Here is a 12,790-nt window from a genome sequence, read left to right on the forward strand (position 1 = left end):
TTCCCTCTCAGTATTCTAGACGTTAAATCTAAACTCAATAATATCGCCATCTTCAACAACGTATTCTTTTCCTTCAACACGAAGTCTTCCAGCTTCTTTGACAGCTTGTTCACTTCCATAACTATCTAAATCATCAAAAGAAGTTACTTCAGCGCGGATGAATCCTCTCTCAAAATCAGAGTGAATAACTCCGGCAACTTGTGGAGCTTTCATACCTTCGTGGAATGTCCAAGCACGTGTTTCTTTACCACCAGCTGTGAAGAATGTTCTTAGACCTAGTAATTTGTATGATGCACGAATCAACTTGTCTAATCCAGATTCAGAAACTCCTTCTGCTTCAAGAAATTCTTCACGTTCATCATCATCAAGTGATGCAATTTCTTCTTCAGTACGAGCTGAAATTCCAATAGCTTGTGCATTTTCAGATTTTGCATAATCTTCGACAATTTTGAAATATTTTGATGATTCAGGATTTGCCATATCTTCTTCTGCAATATTAGCAACATAAAGAATAGGCTTAGCTGTTAATAAGAATAATCCCCTAACGATAGGCATCTCTTCTTTTGAAAAATCAATACTACGTGCTGGTTTTCCTTCTTCAAGAACAGGTTTAATTTTCTTTAGTACTTCAAATTCTTCAACAGCCGTTTTATCTTTACTACGAGCTGCTTTTTCAACACGATCATAACGCTTCGTTACGCTTTCCAAATCAGCCAGAACAAGCTCATTATTGATTGTTTCAATATCATCTAATGGATCAACAACACCAGTTACACTGGTAATATTGTCATCATCAAAAGCACGTACAACGTGTACTATAGCGTCTACTTGGCGAATATTTTCTAGGAATTTGTTTCCTAAACCTTCACCCTTTGAAGCACCTTTAACAATACCGGCGATATCAGTAAATTCAAAGGTTGTATGGATAATTTTTTTGGCAGGAATTATTTCATCAATCCTTGCTAATCTTTTATCTGGAACTTCAACCATTCCAACATTTGGATCAATAGTGGCAAAAGGATAATTTGCCATTTCCGCACCTGCTTTTGTAATAGCATTGAAAAGTGTTGATTTACCAACATTTGGTAATCCAACGATTCCAGCTGTAAGAGCCATAGTAATTCCTCATTTCTCATTTATTAATAATTAAATAATGTTCTTCTTTTGATGTATCAACTTCTTTTGAAGTTACTAAAACTTTTTTTGATTTTTTAGAAAAATCATTTCGTGGAATCATAACTATATGTCCACAACCCATGCATTTTATCTTTATATCTGCACCTAAGCGGATAATTTCAAAACGATTAGTTTGACATGCATGAGGTTTCTTCATCTGAACTAAGTCACCTAATTCATACATACTACTCTCCTAATCTAATTTAATACCAAGAATATCTAAAATTCTGTTTAAATCATCGATATTATTGAAATCAATTTCTAATTTTCCTCGACCGTTACGTGATTCCTTAACTGCAACAGATGTATCAAATTTTTCAACAAGTTTTGATTCTGTTTCGCGAACAAATGGTGATTTAGTAATGCTTCTCTTACGAACTTTTACGCTATTACTTTTTGCATCACTTGCTAATTGTTCCAGCTGGCGAACTGTAAGATCTTCTTTTACGGCTTTTTGAGCTAGAGCATCGATTTGTTCAGGATCTTTTAAACTCAATAATGTTCTTGCTTGACCCATTGAAAGTACACCATTTTGAACAAGTTTTTGTGTTTTATCTGGTAAATTTAACAGACGCAAATAATTAGCAATGTATGGTCTACTCTTACCTAGTCTTGTGGCAACTTGGTCTTGTGTTAAATTCAATTTATCCATCAGTGTTTGGTATGCTTCAGCTTCTTCAAGTGCAGTTAGATCTTCTCTTTGAAGATTTTCCAAAACAGCAATTTCCATCATTGCTGTTTCAGATAATACTCGAACAATCGCAGGTATTTCTTTTAGACCTGCTATCTTACTAGCACGATATCTTCTTTCACCAGCAATGATTTCATAACCATTGACACTTTCACGAACAATAATTGGTTGAAATATTCCATTTTCTTTAATTGAATTTGAAAGATCATTTAATGCGTCTTCATCAAATGTTTTACGAGGTTGATATGGATTAGGGCGAATTTGATCAATTTTTATATTTTGAACAGTTTCTGATGATTCATCAATTGCTTCAAAATCAGAAAAAATTGCATCAATACCTTTTCCAAGACCTTTATTATTTTTGCTTGATACCATTATTTTTCATAACCTCCTCAGCCAATTTTTTGTATGCTTCGGCGCCTGTTGACTTATCGTCAAAATCAACAATAGGCATTCCATAACTTGGTGCCTCTGCTAATCTTGTATTTCTAGGTACGATTACTTTATAAACTTTATCTTCGAAGTAAGATTGAACTTCCTCGACAACTTGGGCACCCAAGTTTGTACGTGCATCCAACATTGTCATCAAGACACCTTCAATTGCTAAATCTTTATTGAAGTGTTTTTGAACTAAACGAATAGTATTTAATAGTTGGCTTAAACCTTCCAATGCATAATATTCACTTTGAACTGGGATAATTATTGAGTCACTTGCAGTGAAAGCATTGGTAGATAACTGTCCTAATGATGGTGGGCAATCAATTAAAACAATATCATAATCATTTTCAACTCTTTCTAATCCACTCTTCAAACGAGTTTCTCGTGCCATCATAGATGTTAATTCCATCTCAGCACCAGCTAATTGAATAGTTGCAGGAACAATATCTAAATTTTTGTGCTTTGTTTTGATGATGACATCTTCAAGTGGATATTCGTTAACTAAAACATCGTAGATATCCTTCTCAACTTCTGCCTTTTTTACGCCTAAACCACTAGTTGCGTTACCTTGGGGATCGACATCAATAATCAATACTCTTTGACCGAAATCTGCCAGACATGCACCTAAATTTATTGTTGTAGTTGTTTTTCCAACGCCACCTTTTTGATTGGCGATTGCAATTGTTAATACCATATTTTTTCCCCTTAAATCAGATCTTAATTTGCTGTTAATGGTTTCTTGACAGGTGTTCCTGGTTTTCTAGGATACTTTGCCGGTGTTTCTTTAATTTTATCTATGAATAAAATGTTTCGAATACCTTCATTGTTTGGTAATGCTATTTCTATCTGGTTGGATATTTCTCCACCTAATTGATCGACAGCATATTTTCCTTCCTCAATTTCTTGAGAGGCTTTTTCAGCTTTCAGCGCAACAAACTTACCGCCTACTTTTGTCAAAGGTAAACAAAATTCTGCCAAAATATTCAAAGCTGCAACAGCTCTCGCCGTTACAATATCAAATGACTCTCTAGCATCACTCTTACCAAATTCTTCGGCTCTAGCATGGACTAGACTAACATCTTCTAGACCTAACTTATTAACTAAATTATCAAGAAATTTGATACGCTTGTTCAATGAATCGATAATCGTAATCTTTAACTGTGGATTGATTATTTTTAAAGGAATTGATGGGAAACCTGCACCAGATCCAACATCACATAATGTCATACTACCCGACAATATATCAGGGCTTACAATTCCTAAAATTATGGAATCATAAAAATGCTTTAAGTAAACCTGATCTTTTTCAGTTATCGAAGTAAGATTCATAACCTTATTTGTTTCTACTAATTCTTTAAAATATATCTCGAATTGCTCTAGCTGGTGGTCGCTGATTTCGATACCATCTTCTAACAATTTTTTTCGAAATTCTTCAGGTGTCATAATCATCCTCCAGTCGTGTAACAATATATGTTTCACACCATACAATCGTATATTAAAAATGCCTTTTTTTCAATAGATGAGACAAGTTATTCCTATTAAATACCATTAACTTTAAAAGTCTGATAGAATTGATTTATTAATTTAAAAAAACGGAGAATACTCATGGCAGAAACAATTAAAATTGCTTATTTATATGAAGATCTAATGAATACATATGGTGATAGTGGTGATGTTAAAATTCTGTCATATCTTCTAAAAGAAAAAGGTTACGATACTCAAGTTGACAATATCAGTATAGATACTGACGTTTTCGATGCCTTTGACTATGACTTCTTATTCTTCGGAGGTGGGCAAGATTTTGAACAAACTGTTGTTGCCAAAGATATCATGCGTCATCGCGAAACAATAAAAGACTACATAGAGGATGAACGTCCAATGCTTGGCATCTGTGGTGGATACCAATTCTTAGGTACCTATTATGAAACCATTGGTGGTGATACTATCCAATGTCTAAACATTTTACCTATACACACAGTTTTCAAAGCTGACAGTAGAATGATTGGTGATACCGAATTTGAAACTCCATGGGGAATTGCCAGAGCTTTTGAAAATCATTCAGGTAGAACTTACTTTGATGATAATGAAACAGTAGAAGCATTTGGAAAAATGGTTCAAGGTTATGGAAATAATCCTGAGGATGGTAATGAAGGATTACGCTACAAAAATACTTTTGGTAGTTACTCACATGGTCCACTTCTTAAAAATGAAAATATTGCCAATATGTTTGTAGAAAAAATTATTGAAAATCACAAAACAAGAGTCTCTGAATAATGAATATCGTATTACTTCTTTTAATTGTTTACTTCATTAAGAAACAGTTTGAATTTGAAAAAACTAAAAGAATATACTTACTTATTATTCCCGTTTATTCAATAATCATGTTTATCTTTAGTTTCAAACCCAGCGTCAGCAATAATTTATATTTACTTGTCATCTTAGTAATCTCAGCAATTGTAAGTTATATTCAAGCAAAACATACCGAAACAATAACTCTTCCTGATAAAGATAAATATAATCGTCCAGCTACAGAGATCAAAGGTGGTTATGTTTATCTTTTAGGATGGATTGTCATTTTCATCGCTGAACTCATATTAATTTGGTTTAAAGTAGGCAGATTAAATATATTGGAAACATTGAGTGAAGAAATAACTTTAGACCTATTCAAATTTAAACATTTTGGAAATGATTCATCTTGGTTTATATTAGCTCTATCAGGATTCTCATCTTATTTTTACTCTCTATGGTTGAGACTCTTTAACCCTGATATTAAGAAATCATTGAATAGAAGAAAAAACCAATCTATTAAATAGATTGGTTTTTTTATTTGTCTAAAAATTTATTACTCTTCAAAATTGCAACTGATATCGCGGGAGCTATTATCACCGCGGCAATAAGTTCAGGAACTCCATTAACACCTACTATACCTAGCAATACAGCATTAAGAGACGAAACCCGTGTTCCATATGCACTAGCTAAAGTACTTTCATACATTAATCTCATCAAAACTAGAACCAAAACTGTATTAGTTAAAGATCCAACTGCAGAAGCTAAGCCCATTCCAAAAATTTTATGCTTGCCATTATTTTTGAAAATTAAGTATATATATCCTGCAATTAAACCAACTAAAATTCTAGGAATAATCGCTACAAAGGGATTAGTAAATACTGTCGTATCTATAATACTTGTTGGACTAGTCCAGGCTCTGATAATTGTTCCAATACCCCAAACCAGTCCTACTATACCACCATCAATTGGGCCTAAAACAATAGCCGCAACAATAACCGTTATATGAATTATCGTTATATTAACAAAACCTGTTGGTAGAAATCCCAGAAATGGAACCATAGTCTGTATAAAAATTATTGCACTTAATATTCCTAATATAGAAATTCTGTAAGCATTGTTTCTATTCATAATTATTCACCTTCTGCTGCATCGACTGCTTTTATTATAGCGTTACGAAAACCATATTCTTCAAGAGCAGCAACTCCACGAATTGTTGAACCACCTGGAGAAGTGACTTCATCTTTCAAAGCAGATACATTTGAGTCTGATTGCATTGCTAGTTTACCTGCGCCAATTGCCATTCCTATGGCTGCCTCGTATGCTAGTTTTCTATTTAGACCGTGCTTAACACCAGCATCACTCAATGCCTCTATAAATATATCTAAGAATGCTGGAGAACAACCAGCCACAGTACCTAATATACCAATTTGTTCTTCTGGAACTTCGACCACTTGTCCGGTATATCCTAGTACTTCAAATGCTTGTTTTTTCTCGTCTTCAGTAAAATCATCAGAGAAAGTTATTCCCGTAAACCCTGCACCAATTTTAACAGGTGTATTAGGAATTGCATGGGCAACTTTTGCCTTTGTTATTACTTTTTTCATTTCAGAAACAGAAGTTGATCCTGTAAATGCAATAACAATTTTGTTTTCTGATATTGATTCCAATTCTTTTAAAACAGAACCCAAGGCTGATTCTCCAACACCTATCAAAATAATTTCACAATTTTCTAGTGATTTTATATCCTCGACTATGTTAAAACCTAATTTTTCTTGGAGAGCCTTGGTTCTTGATGATTTACCACCTTTTACATATATATCTTTAGCTGAATATCCGCTACCTACTATACCAGTGATAACAGCTCCACCTATACTACCTGCGCCAATTAATCCTATCATGTGATGACCTCCTGAATATCTTTATAATACATTTTATCTTAAAGCATTAAATTAATAAAACATTCTATAATTTTAGGCAACAAAAAAAGCACTCAACATAAATGTTGAATGCTTTTAAGACTTTAATCTGCAAAACTAAAGAGCCTGAAGATTTAAAGGTTTTTTTGAATTTATATTAAACGTATTGTTCGTAATAAACTCTGTCTGAGTGTAACCAGAATCCGATGTTGTGTAATTTTCGTACCCAACTTAGAGTTAGTTCTTGTGGACTTGGTACAACTACAGTTTCTTTATCTTCTAATAGACTTAGAACAATCATTGCAGCTAGCAGGATAGCTAGACCAGCAACGGCTGTAGTCATCATCAATGTACCTAAGATAATTGGAGTTACCATAGCAATGATAATGGCTGCGAAGAAGATAATGAATCCGATACCAGCAACTATTGAGAATACCCAACCTACAACTGGAATTAATCCTAGAATACTTAGTACAATCATAATTGGTCCACCGACAAGGATAACAAGAGCTACCCAGATAGGCCATGACATAAATACAAATAGTCCTGGGATAAATAGAAGTAATAGTAATGAACTTAGGAATGCAATTATTTCAAGAACAATTGCTACCAAGTTAGGGAAGAATAGTGCCATGTTTGCGAATCCAAGAATAAATGCTAATGTACCGAATACTAATAGTATTGGTAGTCCGAAGACAAATAGTCCAAGCATTAGTAAGTATAGACCAACAATTTGGAATACGATTAATGCTGGAATGAATAGGAATACAATAATTGCTAATCCGATAAGTGTTGCTAAACTACCACCTAGTAGCCATGGAATAGCTGCTAAGAAGAATACTGCGAATGATGTACCTGTAATTAGAAGTGCTGCAGGAAGAACCAATAGTAGTAGAGGTAGAGCAATACCTAGGAAAAGAATCATTCCTATTGCAAATAGTGCTGCAACGATTAGGAATAGAAGTGCAAATATTGGAAGAAGCACTGGTAATAGACCTAATGTCAAGACAACACCAACTAATGCAACTGCAATAGCAACTGCAATTCCAAGAGCTACAACTGCCTTAATTGCTTGAATACCAATGAATAGACCTGCAAGAATAATGCGAGGGATCCATAGTAGTAAGTCAACTAATACAAATAATGTAGCGCCAATACCAAGAATAGTTCCAATAATTGTTAATGGTAATGTGATGATATTAATAATTGGAATTAAACTAATCAATCCACCAAGTCCTGCAATAGCAATTGTTCCTAAGAACAAGATTGGTAATAGGATAGGTGAGAAGATTGTAATAACGGCATTCAGGATAATTGGAATAATATTTAGAACAAGTGCAGCAGCTAGTACTAGCGCTGTTCCTAAAATCCAAATTGGAGCTGTAAGTACGTAAAGAATACCCATTCCGATTGCAAGCAATGGAATAGCTAGTAAAGTAATGAAAATCAAGCCAGGCATATTCTTAGAAGTTTTACCTGTTGAAGTAGTTGTTGAAGCATTTACTAAACCTGATGGAGTATATTTACCAGCTAGGTAATCAGCATATACTTGTGAATCCTGCATTTGTTGGAAAGCAATAATTTGTGAAAAATCACCAGCACGGAACTTATCACCGAATGATTTAACAAGTTGAGGTAATTTAACCTCATAAGGATTATCACTTAATGGATTAGCTGTTGTATCTAGAGTAATCTTATAAACATTTCCGTCAGATGTTTTTTGAACAAATGAATGTACTGAACCTACTGTATCATCAGATGCAGTATTTTTAGATACGTTGTTCAAAATTTCAGGAATGCTTGATAAGATTTCAGCCTTATCATTACTTGATGCTTTACCCATCAAATTGTATACATCTCTTTCGATGTTGTAGAACAATGTTGCACCGTTTGAAGTTTGTGTAGAATCCTTAGAGTCAGCTACACCAGCTTGTTCGGCTGCTTGTTGTACCATCTGTTGAGAGATGTAGTCGTTCAATGTTGCTGTTGAGTTATAAGTAACTCCGTTAAGTACGATTGAGTCCTCACCAGCAGCTTCTTGTGAATCAACTTGAACGATTTGAAGGTGATCTTTAATGATATTCCATACACTAGTAGGATCGACTTCTTGACCCGGAACTATATAAGTACCATTAAGGTAATCTTGATATAGTTTTGAGTTAAGCATAACGTCCATGTCTACAGCGCTGTCAAAAGCATCTGATTCGATGTTTTCACCGAATACTTTAACAAGTGCTGGCATATTCTTTTCCAAGATGCTTTCGCTATCTGGTTTGGCAGTTGCATCAACTGTCACATATGCGTATCTACCTGTTGAAAGTAGTGTTCTGTATTTGAATACAGAATTTTGACTTTCGGCAGATGACATGTTTGACCATATCCAAGGCATAGTCTTAAGGATTTCTGACCTTTCATTTTCGGTCACTGAGTCGTCAAGTTTTGCATAAACTGCATCACGAGTTTCCTCATATACTGATGAATCTTGGTAAGATGTTTCTTCACCCTTAGGATCATCAGTAGTTTGGTCTTTGACAGCATTAGTAAGTGTAGCTTCTACATCAGTAGGCTTACCGTTTGGTGTGTCAATATACTCGCTATTGGCGTCAGCTTGTGTAGTTGCTGTAGTAGCATTATTAGCCACTGTAGCAGCTGCACTGTCTGAAGTTGCTGTAGCAGATTCTTGTGTTGTAGCAACAGGTGTTGTTTCAGCATTTGAATCGGTAGCAGCTTCAGTCGTTACACTACTGTCTGTTGTAGCAGCAGAGTTATCTGTTGTAGCAACGCTTGAGGCAGTTGCAGCAGAATCTGTTGTTACATCAGTATTTGTAGTAGCTTGACCAGATACTTCAATAGTAGTGTTGTCTAAAACAGCTTGAGCAGCTTCAGAGTATGTTGGAGCATAATCTGAACTTGCTTGAGTGCTTGTAGAACTTTCTGTAGTTGCTTCTGAATAAGAAGTTACAGATTGACTAGTTGATGTTGATGTCTGGTTAGCAGATTGACTTGATGTTGTTTCTTGAGATTGATTACTTACTGGAACAGCTTGTTCGTAAGATTGAATCTCGTTATCAGAAACAGTAACATCAGAGCCATTGAAGTCAGCCACAACAGTTGATTTAACAGCTACATTTTTTGTAGCAATATTAATTCCTGTTGTATAACTATCGCCCGTTACATCTTTTGTAAATGTATAAACAAATGAATTGTTTTCAACATCTTTTGTAACGGTGAAAGGAACGTCTGCTGATTCTGAGATAGCCTTACTGTTTTGAATATCAACGTTAGTTGGATCAAATTTTACAGTAAATTTATCACCTTTTTGAATCACATTCCCTTCTGAAGGTGCAATAGTCGTAACAAATGCTTGGCCTCCGTCCTCTTTTTCTACTTTAGAATTAAAGATGCCATTTGCATCTCTGAACGGAACGCTTGTATCAGTTGTTGGCTGAGTATCACTATTTGCAACTTCATTAGTTTGTGAAGCAGCTTCTACTAAATTAGCAGTAGTGTAAGAACCGAATGGTAACACTAGTGATAGAGCTGATAGAAATACGACAGCTTTCTTCAATAACGACATACCGTTTCCCCTTTCTATTTAATTTTCAATATACAAGATATAAAAGGACATCTTTTACATCAACTAAAATAATATAGGAAAAATGGGAAAATACAATAGTTTTTTCACAAATAGAATTATATATTTAAGAAAATTTTAGAACTTTATTGATATAGTAGTCTGAAAATCTAGAATCATTGATATACATCTCAACAATAGCTCTGTAGATAGCTGGAGTGTAATTTGGCATTGTGAATTTTAACCATTGCTGATGTTTCAAATATATCTGCTCAGCAAGTTCTGGTGTTTTTGTTTTATCATATTCGATAAGATATTTTATCATTTCTTCTTCTACTTCAGACATCTTTCGATAATCTTCCTCTGAAAGATTCATAAATTTACGATTGGATTCATCGATTTCTTCAGAAGAATACTTCTCAGTTAATTCCGATCCGTATTTTTCAGTGTTCTCTTTTATAGCACCTTTTTTAAATGCTTCAAATTTTTGTTGATCAGTCATTTTAGTTCCTCCTTCTTCACTGTTAATAGTTTGATCAATCAACTGAATTAATTGATCATATTTGTTTCTTTCTTCTATTAATAAATCTTTTTGTTCATTTAAAATTTCCGACCTATTCAAGTGGCCATCTGATTGAATTTTTATTATTTCTGATAATTTAAAATTTAATTCTCTATAAAATAATATTTCTTGTAGTTTATCAACCTGATTTTCGTCGTAGTATCTGTAACCAGCTGCTGATTTTTCAGATGGTTTCAAAAGGTCTATTTGATCGTAATACCTTAGAGTGCGTGTACTTATACCTGCTAATTTTGCTAGTTCATTAATTGAATATTTGATATCTTTCACCTCCTCAATAAATTGATTGTAATTCTTTACGCTACGTCAATTTCAAGTATTTTATATAAAAAATTGTTACTTTTTTATCTAGACTGATAAAATCAAATGTAAGAGCAATATAATACAAATGGAATCGAGGTTTTAATTATGAATGAGTTTACTCAAGTGTTGACCATCGGAGGATCAGATTCTGATGGTAGTGCCGGTATACAGGCTGATTTAAAAACTTTTCAAGCAAATAATGTTTACGGCATGTCTGTTTTAACTGCAGCTGTTGCAGGAAATTCATATGGTATTCACGATCAAATGTTGATGCCTAAAAGTTTTATAGAAAGCCAGATTAAAGATATAAAAGATGATTTTAAAGTTTCTGCTTTTAAAACTGGTATGCTTTCTGACTCTAATACAATTAAAACAGTAGCAAACCAAATTGAAGACCAGCAATTCGGATTCTTTGTTTTAGATCCAGTCATTATTACAAAACACGGAGATATGCTACTAGAACAAGAAGCTTATAAAACCTTAATAGAAGATCTTTTCCCACTAGCAGATTTAATAACACCTAACTACTATGAAGCCCAAAAATTATCTGGCCTAGAGTTAAATAGTCAGGACGAAATTATAAATGCAGCAAAGATTTTACAAGAGTTGGGACCAAAAAACGTTTTAATAAAAGGAAAACATTCGAAAAATGAAACCACTGACGTGGAAGATTATGTTCTACTAGAAGATGGGACATCTTTCTGGTTTTCACAACCATTTGTCGATACGGAACATATCAATGGTACTGGTGATACACTTTCATCAACTATAGTCGCTCAGGTAGCTCTTGGTAAAAATCTGAAAGAATCAATTGAATATGCTAAAAAATTTACATATCAAGCTATTAAAAACGTAATTGATGTAGGTCACAAATACGGTCCTATCAATCATTTTATAAAAAATGATATAATATAGTAATTATTACAACATCTTGGAGGTACAAAATGGTAAGAATCACAAAAATTTCTGCAAGTATTATTTTGCTAATCCTTGCAATTGTTTTGATGTTAAAAACTGGATTTGAAGGCTTTATTGCTGCTCTTATTGGCGCCGGTGCTATTGGTAGTGCAGCAGGTATTCTAATCGCTTTTACATATATAATTTCTGGTGCTATCTACTTAATCACAAATCGTAGTTATAGTATTGTTCCAGATGTTATCTGCTTCATTATTTTAATTTTGGGAGCCTTGATTGGATTTTTCAACGGCGGAGTTCCTGACACTAGATACTTATTGATTTGGTCATGGCTTTCTATCGCAATAGGAGCAATTGTTCTGATAATTAGTATTGTCGACTTGATTAACAATCCTGTACCTACTGATGAACCTGAATCTCAACAGAGTAATCGTCAACAATCATTTAATAACAATCAAAATCCTAATATGCAGTATTCTAATTTTGATCAAAACTCACAAAATTTTCAACAACCTCAAAATCAATATGGTCAACAACAGAACTTCAATGGTTATCAAAACCAACCTTATAACAATAATGATTACAATCAATATCAAAATAATAACTTTGATCAATATAATCAACCTCAGAATTACCAACAAAACAATCAAAGGTTTAGACCAAACGAACCTCAAGGTAACTTTAATGCACCAAACAGATCAAATAATATGAGTAATTCAAACCCAATGGAATCAAGACAAAGTAGACGTTCACGCATGAATAAGAAGAAATAGCATTATAGCTAAGCTGAAAACGCTTAGCTTTTTTTAATTATTTATTACGAAATATCACAATTCTATTGCCAAATATATTAATTAATCATATGATAAATGATGTGAAAGTATTATTTTATGTTATGGGAGGAATTT

The 12,790-nt window shown here is 33.7% G+C and carries 13 protein-coding genes; 4 read left to right on the top strand and 9 right to left on the bottom strand.

Features of this window, described 5'->3' with window-relative positions:
* Window positions 1–15: 15 nt before the first annotated feature.
* From ychF to rsmG, 5 genes are read right to left on the bottom strand one after another with little or no spacing between them, the layout of a single operon-like run.
* A complete protein-coding gene (ychF, locus tag CS873_RS01065; protein WP_099974045.1) occupies window positions 16–1,116 on the bottom strand; it encodes a redox-regulated ATPase YchF in 1,101 nt (366 codons plus the stop codon).
* A gap of 16 nt (window positions 1,117–1,132) precedes the next feature.
* Window positions 1,133–1,360, bottom strand: coding sequence for a DUF951 domain-containing protein (locus tag CS873_RS01070; RefSeq protein WP_099974046.1), 228 nt, complete (start codon window positions 1,358–1,360; stop codon window positions 1,133–1,135).
* A gap of 9 nt (window positions 1,361–1,369) precedes the next feature.
* The gene (locus CS873_RS01075) at window positions 1,370–2,242 is read right to left on the bottom strand and encodes a ParB/RepB/Spo0J family partition protein (RefSeq protein WP_099974047.1); all 873 of its coding nucleotides are present in this window, start codon (window positions 2,240–2,242) and stop codon (window positions 1,370–1,372) included.
* A complete protein-coding gene (locus CS873_RS01080) occupies window positions 2,223–2,999 on the bottom strand; it encodes a ParA family protein (protein WP_099974048.1) in 777 nt (258 codons plus the stop codon). The genes CS873_RS01075 and CS873_RS01080 overlap by 20 nt, the downstream gene beginning before the upstream one ends.
* Window positions 3,000–3,022: 23 nt before the next feature.
* Window positions 3,023–3,748 (bottom strand): 16S rRNA (guanine(527)-N(7))-methyltransferase RsmG, encoded by a 726-nt coding sequence (gene rsmG / locus CS873_RS01085; RefSeq protein WP_099974049.1) that lies wholly within the window; start codon window positions 3,746–3,748, stop codon window positions 3,023–3,025.
* Window positions 3,749–3,910: 162 nt separating this feature from the next.
* On the opposite strand from rsmG, the gene CS873_RS01090 reads away from it, so the two are divergent.
* Window positions 3,911–4,579 (top strand): type 1 glutamine amidotransferase, encoded by a 669-nt coding sequence (locus CS873_RS01090; RefSeq protein ID WP_099974050.1) that lies wholly within the window; start codon window positions 3,911–3,913, stop codon window positions 4,577–4,579.
* The gene (locus CS873_RS01095; RefSeq protein WP_099974051.1) at window positions 4,579–5,118 is read left to right on the top strand and encodes a hypothetical protein; all 540 of its coding nucleotides are present in this window, start codon (window positions 4,579–4,581) and stop codon (window positions 5,116–5,118) included. The genes CS873_RS01090 and CS873_RS01095 overlap by 1 nt, the downstream gene beginning before the upstream one ends.
* 10 nt (window positions 5,119–5,128) lie before the next feature.
* On the opposite strand, the gene CS873_RS01100 is transcribed toward CS873_RS01095, so the two are convergent.
* The 4 genes from CS873_RS01100 to CS873_RS01115 all read right to left on the bottom strand — a co-directional run bounded on the left by CS873_RS01100 (window position 5,129) and on the right by CS873_RS01115 (window position 10,934).
* Window positions 5,129–5,722 (bottom strand): ECF transporter S component, encoded by a 594-nt coding sequence (locus tag CS873_RS01100; RefSeq protein ID WP_099974052.1) that lies wholly within the window; start codon window positions 5,720–5,722, stop codon window positions 5,129–5,131.
* A gap of 2 nt (window positions 5,723–5,724) precedes the next feature.
* The gene (gene proC / locus CS873_RS01105; RefSeq protein ID WP_099974053.1) at window positions 5,725–6,492 is read right to left on the bottom strand and encodes a pyrroline-5-carboxylate reductase; all 768 of its coding nucleotides are present in this window, start codon (window positions 6,490–6,492) and stop codon (window positions 5,725–5,727) included.
* Between the two features lie 175 nt (window positions 6,493–6,667).
* Window positions 6,668–10,087, bottom strand: a complete 3,420-nt coding sequence (locus CS873_RS01110) for a hypothetical protein (RefSeq protein ID WP_099974054.1) — start codon at window positions 10,085–10,087, stop codon at window positions 6,668–6,670.
* 124 nt (window positions 10,088–10,211) lie between these two features.
* Window positions 10,212–10,934: a MerR family transcriptional regulator gene (locus CS873_RS01115; RefSeq protein ID WP_099974055.1), complete on the bottom strand. Its 723-nt coding sequence runs from the start codon at window positions 10,932–10,934 to the stop codon at window positions 10,212–10,214.
* Between the two features lie 135 nt (window positions 10,935–11,069).
* On the opposite strand from CS873_RS01115, the gene thiD reads away from it, so the two are divergent.
* Together thiD and CS873_RS01125 are read left to right on the top strand one after the other, a co-directional pair.
* On the top strand, window positions 11,070–11,882 hold the full coding sequence (thiD, locus tag CS873_RS01120; RefSeq protein ID WP_169922474.1) for a bifunctional hydroxymethylpyrimidine kinase/phosphomethylpyrimidine kinase: 813 nt from the start codon (window positions 11,070–11,072) through the stop codon (window positions 11,880–11,882).
* 29 nt (window positions 11,883–11,911) lie between these two features.
* Window positions 11,912–12,655: a hypothetical protein gene (locus tag CS873_RS01125; RefSeq protein WP_099974057.1), complete on the top strand. Its 744-nt coding sequence runs from the start codon at window positions 11,912–11,914 to the stop codon at window positions 12,653–12,655.
* Window positions 12,656–12,790: the final 135 nt, after the last annotated feature.

Source organism: Companilactobacillus metriopterae (assembly GCF_002762335.1).
In the GTDB taxonomy this organism is placed as follows: domain Bacteria; phylum Bacillota; class Bacilli; order Lactobacillales; family Lactobacillaceae; genus Companilactobacillus; species Companilactobacillus metriopterae.

Excerpts from the sequence above, each read along its gene's own strand:
- CS873_RS01095 (WP_099974051.1), top strand. The coding sequence starts at position 4,579 with ATGAATATCGTATTACTTCTTTTAATTGTTTACTTCATTAAGAAACAG.
- CS873_RS01110 (WP_099974054.1), bottom strand. The coding sequence starts at position 10,087 with ATGTCGTTATTGAAGAAAGCTGTCGTATTTCTATCAGCTCTATCACTA.
- CS873_RS01090 (WP_099974050.1), top strand. The coding sequence starts at position 3,911 with ATGGCAGAAACAATTAAAATTGCTTATTTATATGAAGATCTAATGAAT.
- CS873_RS01080 (WP_099974048.1), bottom strand. The coding sequence starts at position 2,999 with ATGGTATTAACAATTGCAATCGCCAATCAAAAAGGTGGCGTTGGAAAA.
- CS873_RS01100 (WP_099974052.1), bottom strand. The coding sequence starts at position 5,722 with ATGAATAGAAACAATGCTTACAGAATTTCTATATTAGGAATATTAAGT.
- proC (WP_099974053.1), bottom strand. The coding sequence starts at position 6,492 with ATGATAGGATTAATTGGCGCAGGTAGTATAGGTGGAGCTGTTATCACT.
- CS873_RS01125 (WP_099974057.1), top strand. The coding sequence starts at position 11,912 with ATGGTAAGAATCACAAAAATTTCTGCAAGTATTATTTTGCTAATCCTT.
- rsmG (WP_099974049.1), bottom strand. The coding sequence starts at position 3,748 with ATGACACCTGAAGAATTTCGAAAAAAATTGTTAGAAGATGGTATCGAA.
- CS873_RS01075 (WP_099974047.1), bottom strand. The coding sequence starts at position 2,242 with ATGGTATCAAGCAAAAATAATAAAGGTCTTGGAAAAGGTATTGATGCA.
- ychF (WP_099974045.1), bottom strand. The coding sequence starts at position 1,116 with ATGGCTCTTACAGCTGGAATCGTTGGATTACCAAATGTTGGTAAATCA.
- CS873_RS01070 (WP_099974046.1), bottom strand. The coding sequence starts at position 1,360 with ATGTATGAATTAGGTGACTTAGTTCAGATGAAGAAACCTCATGCATGT.